This is a genomic window from Parabacteroides sp. KHUB-03 (assembly GCF_056640975.1).
Window position 1 is genome coordinate 2,834,931 of record NZ_CM153257.1, and the last position, 21,442, is coordinate 2,856,372.

A 21,442-nucleotide genomic window follows, 5' to 3' on the forward strand; every position below is an offset into this window, starting at 1 on the left:
GTTTGTATGAATCTCTAGAGAATTATTCTAATTTTATAGTTACTAAGTGTTTTAAGAAACATAGGCCACCAATCAATATCTATCCTTGCCCGAATATCAAGAACCTGTACAGTCCAGTTATTTACAGATCAAATATAACTCAAACAGATTTATGAAAAGTACTTTGTTGTTGTTTTTATTTTGAACATTTGTTCATTATCTTTGCGATTGTAAATAGTAAATATACAATGTCACCACGTCCAAAGAACATACGCAAAATCAACAATACGCCTTCTGTTGCAGGATTTAAGCCGATAGCTTTCAACAGTTGTTGTAAAGAGACTATACTCTTGCATTTCGAAGAATATGAAGCTATAAGATTATGTGATTATGAAATGAAAAACCAACAAGAGGCTTCCGTCTCAATGGGGGTATCACGTCCGACCCTTAGTCGGATATATACCAGTGCTAGGCAAAAGATTGCCAAAGCATTGGTTCGTGGTGTTGCTATAATGATAAAAGGCGGAGTAGTGTACACAGATAGTGAATGGTTCCGTTGTGGAGTATGCGGTTTTTTATTTAATAATATCGATCCTGCACTTAAAATCCGCAAAATAAAATGTCCTGTATGTCACTCTGATGACACAAACATAAGTAATATTAACATTAATAAAAATGAGATTATGATGAAAATTGCAATTCCGACCAAAGGCAATGTGGTTGATAACCATTTCGGTCACTGTGAGTATTACACAATTTTGACAGTAGGGCAAGACAATCAAATTCTAAGCAGTGAGACTATTCCTTCTCCGCAAGGATGTGGATGTAAATCCAATATCGCAGAAGAATTGGAAAACATGGGTGTAAGTGTAATGCTGGCAGGGAATATGGGACAAGGAGCTTTGAACGTCCTTACATCTCACCATATAAAAGTAATGAGAGGTTGTTCCGGAAATATTCTGGATGTTGCCACTGACTATCTGCGCGGGAAAATTACAGATTCCGGCATAGGCTGTTCGTCCCATGAACATCACCATGAATGCCATGCTTCTCTTTCATTGCACTCAATTGCACCGAAAGATAAGAAAGAATAAACCCTGGCAAGATTCAACCAAGTAAATGGATTGGAGATTTGTACGCGTTTCAGGCTTCCGGTTACAGGTACGGTTAATTGATTTGATTTCATAATGCGATGACTTTGGCTAATGCATATATGAGGATTATTTTTGAATTATGACATTTCATAGTTATGACTTTTTTTAGTCATAACTATGATCCGTTAAAATCATAACTATGATTTTTATAAGTAATTATCCAACCAACTTCACTGATAAACAGGGATAAGTTACTGTCAAATCATACTTAAAAAAAGTATTCAATAAATTCAAAACAGTTTCTTATAACCAGATGTGTTTACCTAATATTTTCCCTCATGGACTAAATATTTTTATTTTTGGAGATAATAAAAAAGGCGGAGAATGCTCTCTGCCTTTTTTATCACCATAAATTCTGAATATAATTAATTATTTTCCGGACGCAATTTACGTACTACAGCACCTGCACGCCACATTTCGCTTTCACGAAGAGCTTTCAATTCTTTTTCCAAACCTTCGCGATAATCAGGTTTGCTGTTTGTATCAATAGAGCGCTGGGCTTCGTTGCCACAGGCAACTTCGCTATATAGCTTTTCAAATACAGGTTTTGTTGCATCATGGAACGGCCCCATCCAATCCAAAGCACCACGCTGGGCTGTAGTTGAACAGTTTGCATACATCCAGTCCATACCGTTTTCAGCAAACAAAGGCATCAATGATTGAGTCAATTCTTCAACAGTTTCATTGAACGCTTCAGAAGGTTCATGTCCATGTTCACGCAACGTTTCGTACTGAGCCAGCAGCAAACCTTGAATAGCTCCCATCAAAGTACCGCGTTCACCTGTCAGATCGGAGTATACTTCTTTCTTGAATGTCGTTTCAAACAAATAACCAGAACCAACACCGATACCCAAAGCCACAACACGGTCGAAAGCACGACCTGTAGCATCTTGGAAGATAGCATAACTTGAGTTCAACCCACGTCCCTGAAGAAACATACGGCGAAGGGAAGTTCCCGAACCTTTCGGAGCAACCAGAATTACGTCTACGTCTGCAGGAGGTATAATATTAGTACGCTCTTTGTACGTAATAGCGAAACCATGAGAAAAGTACAATGCTTTCCCCGGAGTCAGGTATTTCTTTATACGTGGCCATACTTCAATCTGTGCTGCATCTGAAAGAAGAACCTGAATAATTGTAGCTTTTGCACAAGCTTCTTCTATGTCGAACAGTGTTTCTCCCGGTACCCAACCGTCAGCTACTGCCTTATCATAAGTCTTACCTTTGCGCTGTCCAACGATAACATTAAATCCGTTATCACGTAAGTTCAAACTCTGCCCTGGTCCCTGAACACCATAACCAATTACTGCGATAACTTCATCTTTCAACACTTCTCTTGCCTTTTCCAACGGAAATTCTTCGCGGGTAACAACATTTTCGTCTACACCGCCAAAATTCATTACTGCCATTTTCTTTTACTATTAAAATATAATGTATTAATAAAAATTCTATTTCCAGGTAACCGCCGCACGACAAATAGCCTTGCCTTCATGGCATATAGCCATATCATACTTACCAGGGATTGTTTCAATAGAATGCAATCCCAGCATCATACCGTATTTGCCTTCTGCCTGATAAGCTATTTCAAAACGGTTTACCTCTTTTTCGCGGAACATATTAATGTCAAACAGGTCTAGTAAATGTTCCATATATTTAATGCTATTCAAATGTCCGTTTATATCCAGGTCGCTATACTTCACCATGTAAGGGACACCTTCTGTTTTATTCTCTATCGGGAGAATCTTTCCAGGCTTTTCTATTGGACAAATACGATCGGATATATATATGCTCAACCCTTCCACATCCAACAAAGTAGGACGACGCGATTCCAAATCGATAGCCGCCCAGATAGAACGGGCAAAACCAAATGTTTTTCCTTCACCATCCGCCAGCTCAAAGCAACGGCTGGTAAAGAGTCGGCCTACCTCATCCACCCAAGTATAAACCGTTATAGATTGGGCATTTTTCGGATATTCAGTCACTTCAAGAGCCAAACGGGACAGAACCCAGGCAGTATGCCTCTCCGTCATATCGTCATACCCGAAACCACGTCCTGCCGCATGTGCCGAAGCTGCATGAATCAAGTAATTACCTATCATTGGAATCGTAACACGACCTCTAAAATCCATTTGGTACGACTCGGCATCAAAATGAAATACTCCTACTTTCTCCATATCTACCTTTATTACTGTTGTCTTCCTTGCAATTTACGTTCCATATCTGCCAACATATCACTCAAGCGTTCGACTTTACTTTTCGTGATAGCCACGCGCCCGGAACGAATAAACTGCAAAACGCCGATAGACCCGCTAAGTTCTTCAAACAAAGCCTGTGTCTCATCATAATGACCACTCTTTTCCAATACAACGCAATCTTCGTTCATTTCCAAAATACGGGCATTATACTTACGAATCAGGTCTTCCACCGTTCCCATCTTGATAAAAAGCTCGGTACTCAACTTATAGAGAGCTATTTCCTGATATACCAGATCTTCATCCGTATTATAGTAAGCTTTCAGAATATCAACACGCTTGTCAATCTGTTTTACAACCTTGTCAATCATATCCTCATCGGCAAAAGTCGTAATTGTGAACTTATGGATACCGGCAATAGCTGAAGGCGAAACTGAAAGTGTCTCTATATTCAGCTGCCGGCGCGTAAAGATAATCGTAATCTGGTTCAAAAGGCCAACGGTATTCTCCGAAAAGATGATAACGGTATATAATTTCTTTATATTCATAACTGTTCTTCCTTACTTATCTCCTAAAATCATGTTCGTAACACTTCCCCCGGCCGGAACCATCGGATAGACCATACCACAGGTTTCCACATTGGCAACCAATACATAAGCACCGTCATGATTCAGCATTTCGGCAATCGCGTCATCCAGTTCTTCACGTTTATCAACAGCACGGCTGGCTATTCCATAAGCTTTAGCAATCCCAACAAAATCCGGATTCTTCATTATCGTATTTGAATAACGTTCGTGGAAGAATAATTCCTGCCACTGGCGCACCATACCTAAGAAATCATTATTAAGAACAATAACTTTCACATTCAGATTTTCCTGCATGATAGTCCCCAGCTCCTGAATCGTCATCTGGATGCCGCCATCACCGGTAAAAAAACAAACCGTACGTTCAGGAGCGCCCAGTTTCGCACCAATCGCTGCAGGAAGACCATAGCCCATTGTTCCCAAACCACCAGATGTTACTACACTGCGGGTTTGTTTATATTTGAAATAGCGCACACCCATCATCTGATTTTGGCCTACGTCTGTAACCAACACAGCATCATTGCCCGTTGCTTCAGATACTTTACGGACTACTTCACCCATCTTCAGTTTGCCTTCGGAAGGATAAAGTTCCTTGCCGATCACTTTTTCGTATTCTTCCTTTTCATCCGGTTCAAATTCGGCATTCCATTCAGGACGTTTACGTTCTTCCAATAAGGCGGTAATCATCGGTATAGAATGTTTAGCATTACCCAGCACTTTTACGTCTACAGGAACATTCTTTCCTATTTCCGAATTATCGATATCCAGATGAATTATTTTTGCCTGTTTAGCATAAGTTTTCAAATCCCCGGTTACACGGTCGTCAAAACGCATACCGATAGCAATTAACACATCGCATTCGTTCGTTTTACGGTTCGGACCCACATTTCCATGCATGCCAAGCATTCCTTTATTTAAAGAAAAGTCAGAAGGCAAAGCCGACAAGCCAAGAACTGTTGAACCTGCCGGTATATCATTCTTTAACAGGAATGTTTTCAATTCTTCTTCCGCGCCACCCAACACAACGCCCTGTCCTACCAGACAAAATGGTTTTTCAGCATTATTGATAAGGCTCGCAGCTTCTTCAATCCTTTCTTTCTTTATATCTGGTTCCGGTTGGTAGCTACGGATATAATCTACTTTTTTATATTCATATTCCAGTAAACCAACCTGAGCATCCTTTGCTATATCAAGCACAACCGGGCCAGGACGGCCGGTTGATGCAATATAAAATGCACGCGAAACAGCCCAGGCAATTTCTTCGGGTTTACGAACCTGATAAGCCCATTTGGTAATAGGTTGTGCAATACCAATGACATCTACTTCCTGGAAAGCATCCGTTCCCAATAATGGTGATGGTACCTGTCCGGCAATTACTACCATTGGCGTACTATCCATCATCGCATCGGCAATGCCTGTAATAGTATTGGTTGCTCCGGGACCTGAAGTAACCAATGTCACTCCTACTTTACCAGAAACACGGGCATAACCCTGAGCTGCATGCGTAGCGCCTTGCTCATGGCGCACCAGTATATGTCTTAATTTATCTCTGTAATCATATAAACTATCATAAATAGGTATCGCCTGTCCGCCCGGATAACCGAAGATAGTATCTACTCCTTCAGCAATCAGCGCCTTCAGCAAAGCTTCCGAACCGGTTATCTTATGTGTATCCATATTAAATTATATTAGCCTTGTGTTTAATCTTCTATTATACGAACTCCTCCTTTATCCGCCGAGCTTACCATCTTAGCATAAGCCTTCAGTGCTTTCGAGACGACTCGCTGACGGTGAGGAGCAGTAAATGCTCTCGCTCCACGGGCTTCTTCCGCTTTACGACGTTCGGCCAATTCGGCATCGCTCACCTTTACATTAATAATACGTTCGGGTATATTTATTTCTATAATATCGCCATCCTTTACCAAGCCGATAGCACCTCCGGCAGCAGCCTCGGGAGATACATGTCCGATAGAAAGCCCGGATGTTCCGCCACTAAAACGTCCATCGGTAATCAATGCACATTCTTTACCCAAATGGCGGCTCTTGATATAAGAAGTAGGATAAAGCATCTCCTGCATGCCAGGTCCTCCTTTCGGGCCTTCATGGGTAATGACAACCACATCTCCTGATACAACTTTGCCTCCCAGGATACCCTCGCAAGCAGCATCCTGTGAATCGAATACTTTTGCCGGACCTGAGAACTTCCATATGCTCTCATCCACCCCGGCTGTTTTTACAACACAACCGTCGAGAGCAATGTTACCTTTCAGGACAGCCAAACCGCCGTCTTTCGAATAAGCATGTTCCACATCACGGATACAGCCATTTGCACGGTCGGTATCTAATTCTTTATAATAAGACTCCTGTGAGCCCATTCGAATACTGAACTTATGTGCAGGTGCACTCTTGTATTTCTTTATAGCTTCATCTGTTACACATGGAGAAGTAATGCCGAAACTATCTACAGCCTCTGCCAATGTTTTACCATCTACACGCTTTACCGTGCCATCCACCAAACCGCCTTCCATCAACTCTTTCATAATAGAAAGAATTCCACCGGCACGATTTACATCCTGCACATGATAGATATGCGTATTCGGAGCGACTTTACATAAACAAGGCGTCTTACGGGAAAGTTTGTCTATATCGTCCATAGTGAAATCAGCTTCTGCCTCTTGAGCAACAGCCAGCAGATGAAGCACCGTATTTGTAGAACCACCCATTGCAATATCCAAAGACATTGCATTAAGGAAAGCCTGGCGGGTAGCTATACTGCGAGGTAAAACGGAGTCATCGCCATCCCGGTAATATTTATAAGCATTTTCGACAATCTGTTTAGCAGCATCTCGGAATAGCTGAATACGATTTGCATGCGTAGCAACAATCGTACCATTGCCTGGAAGAGCCAGACCTATTGCTTCGTTCAGACAGTTCATTGAATTGGCAGTAAACATACCGGAACAGCTTCCGCAAGTCGGGCATGCACTGCGCTCCACTTGTTTAATTCGTTCGTCACTCACAGAAGTATCCGCAGACTCTATCATAGCATCAATCAGGTCGAGATGACGGCCGTCCAGTTTTCCAGCCTCCATCGGACCACCAGACACAAAGATTGCGGGAATATTCAACCGCATGGCTGCCATCAACATTCCCGGAGTGATCTTGTCGCAATTACTTATGCAAACCATAGCATCTGCCTTATGAGCGTTCACCATATATTCAACACTGTCGGCAATAATATCACGTGAAGGAAGCGAATAAAGCATTCCATCATGCCCCATAGCTATACCATCGTCAATAGCAATCGTATTGAATTCGGCAGCAAAACATCCAAGTTTTTCTATTTCCGTTTTCACCAGTTGCCCGATTTCATGCAAATGTACATGCCCCGGTACAAACTGTGTAAATGAATTAACTATTGCAATAATAGGTTTGCCTAATTGTTCTTCTTTCATGCCATTGGCACGCCACAAAGCACGCGCACCTGCCATTCTGCGGCCTTCGGTACTGTATGAACTTCTTAACGGATGCTTCATCATATCTTTTATAAATTAAAAAAGCCCTTCTCTATAAGGAGAAAGGCTTAAGAATATCTTCACGATTTCACAACATCTTACACACCTTTCTCCTTACCTACTAATGACTAGAAGGACCACCACGAGAATAATATGCAATACGTTGTTCATCATCTTTTCTTTTCGTCTTTATTTTACTTGACGCAGCAAATGTAGAACAATAATCGGAATCAACAAAGGATTTAAAAGAAAATTCTTTCTTTTTCTTTCATTTATCAACGAAAAAATATGTTACACTTGCACTTTAACACGCCACAAAGACTTTTCCAATAGATTTAAAAGCAATCATTTCATATATCATAGATATCTATATTATAAAGATTTGTATCTTTGACGGCAACACAGACAAGAAACAGACATTTTATAGAATATGAAACAGTACAACTTTGATGAAGTAATCGAACGTCGCGGCACAAATTGTATAAAACATGATTTACTAAAAGAACGGTTCGGCGATGAAAAGTTAATACCTCTTTGGGTAGCAGATATGGATTTCCGCACACCCGATTTCATTGTCGAGGCCATAAAAAAACGCTGTGAACATGAGGTATTCGGTTATACATACGGCTCGGACGAATATTATGAAAGTATCATTAACTGGGTACATTACAAACACAACTGGAAAATACAAAAAGAATGGATCAGTTATATTCCCGGCATAGTAAAAGGCATCAGTTTTGCACTTCAATGCTTTACCCGTCCGGGGGATAAAATCATAATCCAGCCTCCGGTATATCATCCGTTCCGCATCGTTCCGCAAAGTATGAAACGCGAAGTTGTTTACAATCCGTTAAAACTGGTGGAAGGTTCGTATGAAATGGACTTCGAACAACTGGAATCTATTATAGATGAAAAATGCAAGGCATTAATCTTGTGCAACCCACACAACCCGGGTGGTATTGTATGGAAAAAAGAGACATTAGTACAACTTGCCGAAGTATGCGCCAAACATCATATCCTCGTTATCTCCGACGAAATCCATGCAGAAATGGCTTATCCGCAATATAAACACTATCCGTTTGCTACCGTATCCGATAATGCGGCTTTATGTTGCATCACATTTATGGCTCCCAGTAAGACATTCAATATTGCAGGAATCGTAACATCATACGCAATTATCCCCAATGATCGTTTACGCAAAGAGTTTTATGAATTTCTCGAAGCCGGAGAATTCGGAGACGGAACAATATTTGCTTATGAAGCAACAACAGCCGCATATACATATGGTGCTGAATGGTTACAACAAATGCGTATGTATATTATGGAAAACGTCCGTTTTGTAGATGAATTCATCAAAACAAACTTACCCAAGATTAAAATGTACATGCCACAAGCCTCCTTCCTTATTTGGTTAGACTGCCGGGAACTAAAACTTAATCAAGAAGAGCTTGTCGATTTATTCCAAAACAAAGCAGGTCTGGCATTAAACGATGGAAGTATATTCGGTCCGGGAGGCGAAGGACACATGCGTTTGAATATTGGTTGTCCACGCTCTATCTTGGAAACATCATTAAATGCATTAAAGAAAGCACTAAATAAAGAAAAGAAATAAATTACCCTGAATAAGGATTGTATACCTGAAATATACAATCCTTACTTTATTTTGAAAAATCTTGAAAATAATTATATAGTATCATCAAGTACTTCCTCACAATTGCATATTACCTTCATATACAATGTTGCCTATTCTAAAATATAGGCTATTAAAACGGTGCAAAGGTAATTATAATATTCTTAAAAATAGATATATCCGGCAAAGCATCCTCTATTTCTTTGGGAAATACGCCGATAAGTCAGAAATAATCCGTAAATTTGTCAGCTTAATAGTATTTTTACATTATAAAAACGAGATTACATATGAAAATTACGGCAAATAAGTACGTTGCGGTTACTTACGACCTGAACGTAGGCGAAGGTGAAGAGCGCGAACTGATGGAAAAAGCAACAGCCGAAGTTCCTTTAAAGTTCATATTCGGAACAGGCATGATACTTCCCGCTTTCGAAGATGCCTTGAAAGGACTGGAAGTAGGTGATACCTTCAACTTCTCTATAGCTCCTGCCGACGCATACGGCGAATATGTAGAAGAGCATGTACTGGATCTTCCGAAAAACATTTTCGAGGTGGACGGCAAGTTTGACTCTGAAATGATTAAAGAAGGTAACACAGTCCCAATGATGGATTCCAACGGTAATCGTATGAACGGTTCTGTTCTGGAAGTAAAGGAAGATATCATTGTAATGGATTTTAATCATCCTCTGGCTGGCGAAACCTTACACTTTAGCGGAACAGTACTTGATGTTCACGAACCTTCTGAAGAAGAAGTAGCTGCAATGACAGCTCCTGCAGGCGGATGTAATTGCGGCTGCGATGATTGCGGCAGCGACTGTGGAGACAAAGACCACAACAGCTGCGGTTGCGGTGGTTGCCACTAATAATTATAGAATCGATATTTATTGAATGGTTAATAGTTAATTGGCAACAAACAATTATCTATTAACCATTTTTCATTTAGCAAAAACCCACAAGCTTATGTTCAACACTTTTGGTAATATATACAGGCTAACGTCGTTCGGCGAATCGCACGGCGCAGGTATCGGAGGCGTAATAGACGGCTGCCCTTCCGGCATTGATCTGGATATGGATTTTATCCAGCAGGAATTAAACCGAAGAAAACCAGGACAGTCACGCATCACTACTCCACGCAAAGAAGACGACGAAGTACAATTCTTTTCCGGTATATACGAAGGAAAAACAACCGGGACGCCAATCGGCTTTATTATCTGGAATAAAAATCAACACTCGGCCGATTATGACAACATGAAGTCTTTATACCGTCCCTCTCATGCAGACTACACCTATCAAACCAAATATGGCATCCGTGATCCGCGCGGAGGAGGACGTTCGTCCGCCCGCGAAACAATTGCGCGTTGTGTTGCCGGAGCTATTGCTAAACTGGCCCTACGCCAGCGAGACATCCGGATACAGGCATTTACTTCACAAGTTGGTTCTATAAAGCTGGAAGGTTCTTATCAGGATTACGATCTTAACCTGACAGAAGATAGCGCCGTACGTTGTCCTGATCCGGAAAAAGCAGCCGAGATGGAAGAACTTATAGCAGAGATCAAATCAAAAGGAGACACAGTAGGAGGCGTAATCACGTGTGTAATAACAGGTACTCCTGTAGGATTAGGCGAACCTGTCTTTGGCAAGTTACATGCAGCGTTAGGGCATGCAATGCTAACTATCAATGCTGTAAAAGGATTTGAATATGGAGACGGATTTGATGCTGCACTTTTCAGAGGCTCCGAACGTAACGACCGTTTCTTCAACGATCACGGCCATATAAATACACATACAAATCATTCAGGAGGAATACAAGGGGGCATTTCAAACGGGCAAGACATATACTTCCGCGTTGCATTCAAATCCGTAGCAACCATTTTGATGGAACAGGAAACTGTAACACAGGATTGTGAAGATACAATACTGAAAGCCCGCGGACGCCACGATCCATGCGTACTTCCACGCGCAGTGCCCATCGTCGAATCGATGGCAGCCATTACCTTACTTGATTATATGTTATTGCAAAAAACGCATGAATTTTAGAATTGCCCCGAAGCATTTTATTCATTTCTCCACGAAGAACTAAACAGATCACGGCTGTGATCCGACCAAACCACAGCCGTGAACCGATTAAAAGAACCTGTTCCTTATTCTATTCATGATGATAAGGTTCGTTGTTCAGAATAGTCATCGCCCTGTATATCTGCTCCACAAAGATTAAACGAATCATTTGGTGCGAGAAAGTCATTTTACTCAAAGAAATCTTTTCGGATGCAGCCTTGTAAACAGCTTCACTAAAGCCATAAGGGCCACCTATCACGAAGACCAGCCGCTTTGGAACCGCGTGCATTTTTTTCTCTATATAGGAAGAGAACTGCATTGAGGTAAACTCTTTGCCCTTTTCATCAAGCAAAACAAGGTAATCCCCCGACTGAAGTGCTCTTAACATCAGCTCGCCTTCTTTTTCTTTTTGTTGCGGCTCAGATAGATTCTTTACATTCTTTATATCAGGAATAACTTCCATCTCAAAAGGGATATAGTGTACCAAGCGGTTCTTATATTCATTAATAGCTTCTACAAAATAGCCGGCATCTGTCTTGCCTATCACAACCAATGCAATCTTCATCTGTTTACAATTAACGCATTTAGAGGGGCTAAGTTACGAGAAAAATACATACCTTTGCAGCTGATTATTCACAAAAAAAGGGAAAGCTATGAAACGATTTTTACTTACGCTCGCCTTGATACTCTCTGTATTAAGCATCCAGGCAGCTGATATAACGAATATATCAAATGCTTTCAAAGGAGGAAATGCCTCATCACTATCTGCTTCCATGGATAAAGAAGTAGATATGGCATTGCCCAATTCTACAAAGAAATGCAACAGCAATGAAGCCATTGCACAACTGAACACATTCTTTAGTTCTAACAAACCTTCCGGATTCACGATAGTTCATCATGCCGATAAAAAGGAAAGCGGTTTTTTCGTTGGCAAACTTTCAACAGGAAGCGGCGAATACCGGGTAAATGTGACCTACCGCTCGGAAGAAAACAAAGCGATTATACAATCAATCAGAATAGAATAGAATAAATGGATCAACTAATTGACGACTTAATCAAGCTATCTTTCGCCGAAGACATTGGAGATGGCGATCATACGACATTATGCTGCATTCCTGAAACTGCCATGGGAAAAAGCCAGCTTATCATCAAGGAAGATGGTGTACTTGCCGGTGTGGAAATGGCCAAACGTATCTTTCACTACTTCGATCCTGAATTAAAAATGACTATTTTCATCAACGATGGAGCAGAAGTAAAGAAAGGGGATATAGCATTCACGGTAGAAGGGAAAGTACAATCTCTGTTGCAGACCGAACGCCTGATGCTGAACGTAATGCAACGTATGAGCGGTATAGCAACAACAACCCGTAAATACGTAAAAGTATTAGAAGGCACTAAGACACGCGTACTGGATACCCGTAAAACAACTCCGGGTATGCGTATGATGGAAAAAGAAGCTGTAAAGATCGGAGGAGGCGTAAATCACCGTATCGGATTGTTTGATATGATTCTGCTGAAAGATAATCATGTAGACTTTGCCGGAGGTATCGAACAAGCTATCACCCGTGCACAGAAATACCTAAAAGAAAAAGGCAAAAATCTGAAGATAGAAATTGAAGTGCGTAACTTCGATGAGCTGGAACAAGCCATGAAAGTGGGTGGAATAGACAGAATTATGCTTGACAACTTCAATATAGAGAATACAAAGGAAGCTGTACGCCGCGTAGCAGGTCGCTATGAATTGGAATCTTCCGGCGGTATCACATTCGACACCTTACGCGACTATGCAGAATGTGGTGTTGACTATATCTCTGTCGGCGCTCTTACCCACTCTGTAAAAAGCCTGGACATGAGCTTGAAGGCTTGCTAAAAGATATACCTAGATAACTAATGGCGCAAAGTTATATATGGCTTTTGCGCCATTATTGTATAACCTGCTTTATTATTTTATCCGTTTTACTTCATTATCCAGAAGTTGATATTCTTGTCCGCTCTCAGGACAAGTTGCATAGCCAGCCTTATCAAAAGAAAGTTGATGGCCATATTCGCTTACCCAACCTACCTGCCTGGAAGGATTACCTACAACCAATGCATAAGGAAGAATATCCTTCGTCACCACACTTCCTGCCCCAATCAAAGCATAAGCGCCAATAACATGTCCGCAAACGATTGTTGCATTGGCTCCTATTGTTGCACCTTTGCCAACATACGTTTTCTTATATTGATCTTTACGGCAAACGGCACTACGTGGGTTCGTAACATTTGTAAACACGCAGCTAGGGCCAAGAAACACATCATCATCGCATACAACTCCGGTATAAACAGAGACATTGTTCTGCACCTTTACATTATTGCCTAATACAACATCCGGTGAAACAACCACATTCTGTCCGATATTACAATTCTTTCCAATCTTGCATCCCGCCATCAGATGGGAGAAATGCCAAATATATGTACCGTCGCCTATAACACATCCCGGGTCAATTACAGCAGTTTCGTGAGCTTGATATGCAGCCATACGCACTATATATTATTTATAGATTAAAAAGATTGTGGGCTTCTTACTTAAATCAGGCACCTTTCCTACCCATTCTTTAATCGGACGAGTATGGATATATTCATCCTCACACGTAATATCAGATGCTATACATAGCTTGGTAGAAGGACGGCACGTACGGATAAGCTCATCCGCCAACTTATTATTTCGGTATGGAGTTTCTATAAAAAGTTGTGTTTGGTTCTCCGAATAGATGCGCCCTTCCAGTTTCTTGATCGCATTTATCCGTTCCGAAGCCTCTATCGGCAAATAACCGTGAAAAGCAAAGCTTTGTCCATTAAAGCCGGAACCCATTACCGACATCAAAATAGAAGAAGGACCAACCAACGGCACAACCGGATAATTTTTACGTTGAGCAATAGCCACCACATCAGCTCCCGGATCTGCAATGGCAGGACATCCGGCTTCAGATATAACACCCATATTCTCTCCTTTTGCCAACGGGGCCAAATAGCCGGTCACTTGTTCAGGAGAAGTATGCTTATTCAATTCATAAAAAGTCAGTTCATCTATCACTATAGACGGCTCTACTTTCTTCAGAAAGCGACGTGCCGTACGTACATTTTCAACAATAAAATGCTTTATCTGCAATATAACCTCACGATTGTATTCCGGCAACACACGACGATGTTCCGTTTCTCCCAGAGTGACAGGTATAAGGAAAAGAGATGCTTGCATACTGTTTGTTTTCTGCAAATGTAGTATTTTTGTAGCAAACAAACAGAATAAGATGTCACTTCCTATTGATTTTATTACCCGTACACGTGCCTTGCTAGGCGACGAATTCAGCAAATTGGAAACAGCTTTGCAGGCCGAAGTACCCGTAAGCATCCGTATCAATGAAAAGAAAGGAACTCATACACCCAACGGCGGCGAACCTGTGGCATGGTGTAAAAGCGGCTTTTATTTGCCGGAACGTTTATCTTTTACTTTCGATCCTTTATTTCATGCAGGAGCTTACTATGTGCAGGAAGCCTCATCCATGTTTCTGGAACAAGCCATTAAACAGTATGTAGCCGGACCAGTACGTTGTTTGGATTTATGTGCTGCTCCGGGAGGAAAATCCACCCATCTTGCCAACCTTTTGCCGGAAGGCAGTTTGCTTGTAAGCAACGAAGTTATCCGGAGCAGAAGCAATATCCTTGCAGAAAACATGGCCAAATGGGGAATACCCGATGTTATTGTTACCAACAATGACCCTGAAGAAATAGGCAAGCTTACCCATCTATTCGATGTCATTGTAACAGATGTTCCCTGTTCCGGTGAAGGAATGTTCCGTAAAGATACCGACAGTACAGGCGAGTGGAGCCTTGCCAATGTTAATTTATGTGCCGGACGGAGCCGACGTATCATCCATGATATATGGAATGCTTTAAAGCCCGGAGGCATACTGATTTACAGTACATGCACATACAATACGGAAGAAGATGAAGATAATGTATATTACATTACAGAAGAATTAGGTGCCGAAGCCCTTTCAATCTCAACACCGGAAGAATGGCAAATAACCGGTGCCCTTAAATACAATTATCCGGTTTACCGTTTCTTTCCACATAAAACCAAAGGCGAGGGGTTCTTTCTGGCCGTTCTCCGCAAAGCAGAAGGTGAAGCAGAAGAAATTCGTTTCAAGACAAAAGAAAAGAAAGAAAAAAGAAAGGCGGAACCTCCCGTTCCGGAATATGCAAAAAAGTTTCTTCAGTATGAAAATTTATTTTCATCAGGATGGAACAAAAATTTCATACTGATGAAACCGAAATCGGTTGCCGATGTATATCCGCTTTTATGTGACCGGCTACACATTATCTCGGCAGGCGTTTGCCTTGGCGAGCTGAAGGGCAAAGACCTGATTCCTTCGCAAGAACTGGCACTTAGCACAGCGTTGCGCCGGGATGCTTTCCCGTCTGTGGAATTTAGCTGGGACGACGCAATACGCTATCTAAAAAAAGAAGCCCTTCTCCTACCCGAAAGCATAGAGAAAGGCTACGTATTAGTCACTTATAAAGGATTCCCTCTAGGTTTCGTAAAACACTTGGGCAACCGTGCCAACAATCTTTATCCACAAGAGTGGAGAATAAGAACAAGCTACTTGCCGGAAAAGGTGCTTACTCTTTAAAGCTGACTGTTAGAAGCGACGCTTCAAGTTGCCGTATAAGGTTGGCTTTCTTTGATTCGGGAGCAAACACAAAACCTTCGGCCACAAGAATCCGGCTGTTGGCCCTATCATGATAAATATACGAAACAAAAGGCCCCCCCATTTTGTCTCCTTCCATATCCCACAATCCGCGAAGTACGCAGCAGTTTTTCATACTGTTTGCATACCGTTCATAAACAGGAGGAAAACATTTGGCAGTTGTCATATATGAACCAGGAAAAGCTCCAGGAACATTTTTCCTCAACACGGAATCGCGCTTGGAAATCAACAAATCGGCAGTTGGTTCGGCCGATCCGCTATAAGGGAAGCTGTACACTACAATGTCTGAGCGTCCCTTTATTGCATTATTCGATACCCAAAAGAAACCTGAGGTATCTTTATACGCACTCATTTCTTCGGGCACAAACAATGAAACACCCAAATTATCTTGCAGTCTTTTTATCACCCACGAACTATGCGTTCTGCTCAGCATTGCGATCCGACGGTTCTGCTCTGCCTGCTCAAAATAGTTCACCAACGATCTGTCATGCAGCAAAACGTATTCGGATAACACACTAGACGAAGGTGCGGTTAGCCGGATTATATATTGCCCGGACGACCATTTATCACGTATCTCATGCACAGAAACTTTTGTATATAAATCCGGATTTATATCAACCAAAAGAATATTGCGCACGTATCTGAGGAAACTGTTAAAACTGGATGGCTCGGAATAACTCACATGCAAAGAAGGCTCAGATTGGGGCAAAGCAGGAACCGGCATTGTCAGCTCTTCCCGGATAATTAGCCCGGCTTCCCCCTTCCACACGTTTTTATCCATTACAACCAGCACTTCATAAGGCCAGCCTGTCGCTTTCTTCATCATGGCAGACAGGTTTGCGGCAGGATTCGGTTTGTTACATGAGCTAATTCCTATCAAAATAAAGCAGGAAACAGCGAAAGCAGATAGTGTTTTCATAGATACATCAAATTAATAAACTTAAAACAACACACTGCAAATATAGAAGAGAGAAGTAAAAAAGAACACGCGCTGTACCGGACAAATCAAAACAGGACAAACACACTTATAATAAGCACATTAAACCTATCAAAGGGTAAATCATTCATTATAATCCGGACAACCGGGCAAATAAATACAATTAATAAAGACGTATATATTGATCTATATCGACTTTTTCATCCAGTTGCAGTCTTTTTTTTAAACGATTCTTAGATTTAGCCAATGCCTCTGCCGTATTATTGAATACAGCCAATTGATCTTTGCGGGAAAAATTCCATTTAATAAGGCAACATATTTCTTGTTCATGGCGAGTAATAGAAAACTTATCCTTTAATTTCGTCAGATAGAGGTTAAACAGCAAATCAGACACGGTCAACAGTTCGTTCCACTCCGCTTTTGACAGATTTGTCCTTACCGGATCACCCTTTAACTGAACTAACAAAGGGACAATATTTGAAGCAAAAGTATCCGGGGTGTCGGATGAGAGCATACAGAGAGCACGGTCATACTCTCTTAATTTCTGTTCAAAGGTGGCGATTTCAGCTTCTCGCTGCACATACAACTCCGATTCTATAGTCAGTTGACTAAGCTCTTTTCTTAAGGCATCAATCTGCAGAATATAATTATGACGTTCTTTCCGGTATAAATTGGCAAGCGCATTGTTACGTTTGCTTTTATCTTTTATAAGTCTGATCCTCCCTTTATTGCATCCCACATAATTTCCCAATGCATAAGCCGATACAGCAACGACCAGAACTACTAAGCAAGAAGCTCCCCACAAGACAAAGTTCCAAGATGAAAAAATATCCATAGTTCAACTAATTACGACCGGTTTTTCAAGTATTCATAAATAGCCAACTGCGCACGGACTTTATGCGGATTATCATCCCGTTTAAAGTTATTGCATAAATTTTCATCGATCCGGCAAGCCTTTACGTTATCACGCATCTGTATATTCAGAATATCTATTATTTCCTGCTTCAACTCCGGTACTAATATAGGGAAAGCTGTCTCAATGCGGCGATTCAGGTTACGGCGCATCCAATCGGCAGAAGTCAAGTATAAGTTTTCTTCTCCATCATTATAAAAATACCAAACTCTGGAATGCTCAAGAAACATATCGACAATACGGGTAATCCGGATATTGCGGCTATACGGTTGATCCGGAACCAAACAGCAAATACCTCGAATAATCAAATCTATCTCTACACCATTCTCACTGGCCTTATATAATTCATTAATCATATTCTGATCATGAAGACCATTCATTTTCAATATGATACGACCTTTTCGGCCTTGCTTTACATGTTCTGTCTCTTGCTGAATCATACGAGTCAATTCCGATACCATATTAAAGCGGGCAACCAATAAATGCCGGAACACCGGTTCTGACGCATCACCTTCTAATATTGCAAACACTTTATTTATATCCTGTACTATTTCAGCTTTGGAAGTAAGCAATGCCATATCAGAATAGATTTTAGCAGTCTTCTCATTAAAATTGCCCGTACTTAGATAAGCAAAGTCTTTCCGCTTGCCTCCGTCTTCACTATCCTTACGTAGGATAACAGCTACTTTTGCATGTACCTTCAACCCCGGGATGCTATAAATAATACGAATGCCCGCCTGCTCCATACGTTCCGCCGTACTCATATTGTTTTCTTCATCAAAGCGGGCTTTCAATTCAACAAAGACCGTAACTTTTTTTCCATTCTGGGCAGCACTGATCAATGTATTGATAACAGCAGAGTTTTCTGCCACACGATATTGGGTAATCTTTATTTCCTCCACCTTCGGGTCAAAAGCTGCCTCCATTAAAAAACGTATCAGATAATCAAATGACTGATAAGGGAAATGAAGTAATACATCTTTCTTTTTGACGACTTTAAACACAGACTCCATTTCGTCAAGAAAAGAAACACGCATCGGAACCGGTATTTGCTGCTCCAGCTCTTTTCCTTTCGGATTAGGCAGCTTTATTAAATCTTGTAGATTCAGATAACGACCTCCAACTACCAAATCGTCAGCAGTAATTCCAAAAGCTTCACAAACAAAAGCCAGGAAATCATCCGGCATCGCCCGATCATACATAAAACGGCTTAATGCTCCAATCTTCCGTTTCTTTACTTTTTCCCGGATATCTTTAACAATATTACCGCTTTTCTCATTATCCAAATAAATATCTGCGTCTCTTGATATTTTAATACTATAACAACTGTCAATTACATAACCAGGAAATATACTAGACAGGTTTGCACGTATAATATCATCAATAAACATGATATATGATTTTCCCTCATGTACTGGCAACTCTATAAAACGGGGAACTTTTGCATACGGAATCTTCATTAATGCATAATGGTATTCAGGGACATATCCGGGAGTAGATAAGCGCTTGCTTTTCTTCACCATACGGATCACAAGATAAAGGCGGCGGTCACGTATAAAAGTTCGGATATCTCCCGCCTGAATCATTACCGGAGATAAAAAAGGGAAAATTTCCTCATTAAAAAAATTATGAACAAATTCTTCATGAAAAGATTCCGGTATACTGTCTTGATAAAGATAAATATTCTGTCTGTTAAGTTCCGGCAAGACTTTATCATAAAATATACGATAATATTCTCCTTGCTGCCGGTTTACCTCTTTCGTAATACCCGCTAAAACTTCCTCAGCCTCAGCACCGCTCTCTTCTGTATAATTCTTTTTCATAATAACACCACGGTGTTCGGCTACACGTATTTCGTAAAATTCTTCAAGGTTGGAAGAATAGATAGAAAGGAACTTAATCCGTTCATAAATAGGAAGAGCATCATCTTCTGCCTCCAACAAGACACGGTAATTAAAAGATAACCAACTAATGTCCCGTTTAAAGTATTTATATGAATTCTCCATAATATTCTTATCTTAGGTGCGTAAATATAGATACTTTTGTCGGATAAAAGAAATTGTTATGCTTAAAGTTGGACTTCTTTCAGATACGCATGGATACTGGGATGACAAATATTCGGAATACTTTAAAACGTGTGATGAAATATGGCATGCAGGCGATATCGGTTCAGATATACTGGCCTCCAAACTTGCATTACTAAAACCATTGAGAGCTGTTTTTGGCAATATAGACGGACAATCAACACGTTTGCAATATCCCAAAGTTGCCCATTTCAATGCAGAAGGGATGAATGTAATGATGACACATATCGGTGGATATCCGGGACGCTATAATCCTGAAATTCGACAAGAACTATATGACACACGCCCCAACCTGTTTATTGCAGGCCATTCGCATATATTAAAGGTGGTATTCGATAAAAATCTGAATTGCTTATATATAAATCCCGGAGCAGCGGGAAAGAGTGGATTTCATCAAGTCAGAACATTAGTCCGTTTTATGATAGAAGACAAAGCGATCAAAGATCTTGAAGTTATTGAATTAGGACACAGATAAAAGAAAAAGTTCTACTGTTTTACAGGATTTTCGCAACAAAAACGTTCTGCCAGCAAAACGGTATTCTGTAAATAGGGAAATTCTTTTTCAAAGGCTTCACTGAATACACCCTTATTCATATTCTCCTCAATCTGTTTCGTAGTCCACAATTTACCTTCTCGTTTTTTGCACATTTTTAATTGATCTTCTTTGCGAAGACACACCACATACAATGAAACAAGATGTTTTACTTTTTCATTTTCAAATGTATAACGGATTAAAAAACGAGGAGTTATACCTTCCTCTTTACCTAAACTACCAAGAGTTTCTTTAACTGTATTTTCTATGCTATGCCTGAACAACACATAACTATAATATGGATAGTCAAACATATTCGGAGAAATAAAAGCCTCGTGACTTCTCTTTGCCAAATACAACATTCCGTCATAGATAACTGCTATACGGACAACCGGATGATAATATTTTTTTGATAAAGCACGGCTTACCGACCTGGCAATACAACCTATTACTTTACCTTTTTCGTTCAATACAGGTAGCCACATTTCTTTCTTCAGGCTTCCTCTCATCAAAGACAAACGAATCTGTTCATAAAGAATAACACATACGCCGATAATCAAGCCTAATTCTCTATATAAAAAACGTTCTGTACGCACACTTTGTATCGAATCCGGAAGAATGCTATAAAGCAAGATAATAAATAAATGTAGTGTATAGAAATTCTGGACAATCTGGGATACAAAATAAAATTCATTTAAAGTTGTACGAAGTAATGTCCGTTTATAAGTCGGTTTTTTAGAATCCCTGATTTTTTGTAAAATTGTACGTTTTGAAAAGCCCACTATAGTGAGAACTACAACCAATATAACTTCTGTAATGAGAGGTGAATAGACATATAAAACAGGCTCCAGCTTCAAACAAAGAAAAACAGAAAACAATACTAGTGTAGCAGCAGAAGGCAATAATAAAAACTGGTAAACACGCTCTTTTATCAGCACTTGGAAAAGAAAGATACAAACGAAACAAAAAGTAATACCTATTATAAAGGATAATAAATAAGAAAAATAATTATCCAGAAACATAAATAGCAATAGAGGCAATAATCCTATTGCCTGATTATCCAACCCTTTCTTTACTTTATTCATTCTCCCCCCCTTTCATCCGCTTTATAATAAAACA

20 protein-coding genes are annotated in these 21,442 nt (G+C 40.5%); 8 read left to right on the forward strand and 12 right to left on the reverse strand.

What is annotated here, in order from left to right; translation table 11 throughout:
- Positions 1-227: 227 nt before the first annotated feature.
- Positions 228-1,073 carry a DUF134 domain-containing protein gene (locus ACYIB7_RS12150; protein ID WP_455628800.1) on the forward strand — a complete coding sequence of 282 codons (846 nt, stop codon included), beginning with the start codon at positions 228-230 and terminating at the stop codon, positions 1,071-1,073.
- Between the two features lie 425 nt (positions 1,074-1,498).
- Here the strand turns inward: ACYIB7_RS12150 and ilvC are convergent, their stop codons facing one another.
- From ilvC to ilvD, 5 genes are read right to left on the reverse strand one after another with little or no spacing between them, the layout of a single operon-like run.
- Positions 1,499-2,542 (reverse strand): ketol-acid reductoisomerase, encoded by a 1,044-nt coding sequence (gene ilvC / locus ACYIB7_RS12155; RefSeq protein WP_099464221.1) that lies wholly within the window; start codon positions 2,540-2,542, stop codon positions 1,499-1,501.
- A 39-nt stretch (positions 2,543-2,581) separates the two neighbouring features.
- A complete protein-coding gene (locus ACYIB7_RS12160; protein ID WP_480337208.1) occupies positions 2,582-3,307 on the reverse strand; it encodes an acyl-[acyl-carrier-protein] thioesterase in 726 nt (241 codons plus the stop codon).
- Positions 3,308-3,318: 11 nt separating this feature from the next.
- Positions 3,319-3,873, reverse strand: coding sequence for an acetolactate synthase small subunit (gene ilvN, locus ACYIB7_RS12165; protein WP_099464223.1), 555 nt, complete (start codon positions 3,871-3,873; stop codon positions 3,319-3,321).
- Positions 3,874-3,885: 12 nt separating this feature from the next.
- Positions 3,886-5,586, reverse strand: coding sequence for a biosynthetic-type acetolactate synthase large subunit (ilvB, locus tag ACYIB7_RS12170; RefSeq protein ID WP_099464224.1), 1,701 nt, complete (start codon positions 5,584-5,586; stop codon positions 3,886-3,888).
- Between the two features lie 23 nt (positions 5,587-5,609).
- Complete coding sequence (gene ilvD / locus ACYIB7_RS12175) at positions 5,610-7,445, reverse strand: dihydroxy-acid dehydratase (protein ID WP_480338478.1); 1,836 nt, start codon at positions 7,443-7,445, stop codon at positions 5,610-5,612.
- Positions 7,446-7,854: 409 nt separating this feature from the next.
- Between ilvD and ACYIB7_RS12180 the strand changes: the two genes are divergently transcribed.
- From ACYIB7_RS12180 to aroC, 3 genes are all read left to right on the forward strand, one after another.
- Complete coding sequence (locus tag ACYIB7_RS12180) at positions 7,855-9,036, forward strand: MalY/PatB family protein (RefSeq protein ID WP_103982626.1); 1,182 nt, start codon at positions 7,855-7,857, stop codon at positions 9,034-9,036.
- Positions 9,037-9,341: 305 nt separating this feature from the next.
- Complete coding sequence (locus ACYIB7_RS12185; RefSeq protein WP_480337209.1) at positions 9,342-9,917, forward strand: FKBP-type peptidyl-prolyl cis-trans isomerase; 576 nt, start codon at positions 9,342-9,344, stop codon at positions 9,915-9,917.
- Between the two features lie 97 nt (positions 9,918-10,014).
- Positions 10,015-11,091 carry a chorismate synthase gene (gene aroC, locus ACYIB7_RS12190; RefSeq protein WP_103982624.1) on the forward strand — a complete coding sequence of 359 codons (1,077 nt, stop codon included), beginning with the start codon at positions 10,015-10,017 and terminating at the stop codon, positions 11,089-11,091.
- Positions 11,092-11,200: 109 nt separating this feature from the next.
- On the opposite strand, the gene rlmH is transcribed toward aroC, so the two are convergent.
- Positions 11,201-11,674 carry a 23S rRNA (pseudouridine(1915)-N(3))-methyltransferase RlmH gene (gene rlmH / locus ACYIB7_RS12195; RefSeq protein WP_480337210.1) on the reverse strand — a complete coding sequence of 158 codons (474 nt, stop codon included), beginning with the start codon at positions 11,672-11,674 and terminating at the stop codon, positions 11,201-11,203.
- An 88-nt stretch (positions 11,675-11,762) separates the two neighbouring features.
- Between rlmH and ACYIB7_RS12200 the strand changes: the two genes are divergently transcribed.
- Together ACYIB7_RS12200 and nadC are read left to right on the forward strand one after the other, a co-directional pair.
- Entirely contained in the window at positions 11,763-12,134 is a 372-nt protein-coding gene (locus tag ACYIB7_RS12200) for a DUF4783 domain-containing protein (protein WP_099464229.1), read from the forward strand.
- Between the two features lie 5 nt (positions 12,135-12,139).
- A complete protein-coding gene (gene nadC, locus ACYIB7_RS12205; protein ID WP_103982622.1) occupies positions 12,140-12,979 on the forward strand; it encodes a carboxylating nicotinate-nucleotide diphosphorylase in 840 nt (279 codons plus the stop codon).
- Positions 12,980-13,051: 72 nt separating this feature from the next.
- On the opposite strand, the gene ACYIB7_RS12210 is transcribed toward nadC, so the two are convergent.
- Together ACYIB7_RS12210 and ACYIB7_RS12215 are read right to left on the reverse strand one after the other, a co-directional pair.
- On the reverse strand, positions 13,052-13,627 hold the full coding sequence (locus ACYIB7_RS12210; RefSeq protein WP_099464231.1) for an acyltransferase: 576 nt from the start codon (positions 13,625-13,627) through the stop codon (positions 13,052-13,054).
- A 12-nt stretch (positions 13,628-13,639) separates the two neighbouring features.
- A complete protein-coding gene (locus tag ACYIB7_RS12215; protein WP_103982621.1) occupies positions 13,640-14,344 on the reverse strand; it encodes an SAM-dependent methyltransferase in 705 nt (234 codons plus the stop codon).
- 52 nt (positions 14,345-14,396) lie between these two features.
- Between ACYIB7_RS12215 and ACYIB7_RS12220 the strand changes: the two genes are divergently transcribed.
- Complete coding sequence (locus ACYIB7_RS12220; RefSeq protein ID WP_480337211.1) at positions 14,397-15,779, forward strand: methyltransferase RsmF C-terminal domain-like protein; 1,383 nt, start codon at positions 14,397-14,399, stop codon at positions 15,777-15,779.
- On the opposite strand, the gene ACYIB7_RS12225 is transcribed toward ACYIB7_RS12220, so the two are convergent.
- The 3 genes from ACYIB7_RS12225 to ACYIB7_RS12235 form a co-directional block, all read right to left on the reverse strand.
- Positions 15,769-16,776 carry a DUF4837 family protein gene (locus ACYIB7_RS12225; protein ID WP_103982619.1) on the reverse strand — a complete coding sequence of 336 codons (1,008 nt, stop codon included), beginning with the start codon at positions 16,774-16,776 and terminating at the stop codon, positions 15,769-15,771. The genes ACYIB7_RS12220 and ACYIB7_RS12225 overlap by 11 nt on opposite strands.
- Before the next feature lie 181 nt (positions 16,777-16,957).
- Positions 16,958-17,629, reverse strand: a complete 672-nt coding sequence (locus tag ACYIB7_RS12230; protein WP_480337212.1) for a hypothetical protein — start codon at positions 17,627-17,629, stop codon at positions 16,958-16,960.
- Between the two features lie 11 nt (positions 17,630-17,640).
- Positions 17,641-19,713, reverse strand: coding sequence for an RNA degradosome polyphosphate kinase (locus tag ACYIB7_RS12235; RefSeq protein WP_103982617.1), 2,073 nt, complete (start codon positions 19,711-19,713; stop codon positions 17,641-17,643).
- 58 nt (positions 19,714-19,771) lie between these two features.
- On the opposite strand from ACYIB7_RS12235, the gene ACYIB7_RS12240 reads away from it, so the two are divergent.
- Positions 19,772-20,266 carry a metallophosphoesterase family protein gene (locus tag ACYIB7_RS12240; protein WP_099464235.1) on the forward strand — a complete coding sequence of 165 codons (495 nt, stop codon included), beginning with the start codon at positions 19,772-19,774 and terminating at the stop codon, positions 20,264-20,266.
- Positions 20,267-20,277: 11 nt separating this feature from the next.
- Here ACYIB7_RS12240 and ACYIB7_RS12245 read toward each other — a convergent pair whose 3' ends face one another.
- A complete protein-coding gene (locus ACYIB7_RS12245) occupies positions 20,278-21,408 on the reverse strand; it encodes an NUDIX hydrolase (RefSeq protein ID WP_099464842.1) in 1,131 nt (376 codons plus the stop codon).
- Positions 21,409-21,442 lie beyond the last annotated feature (34 nt).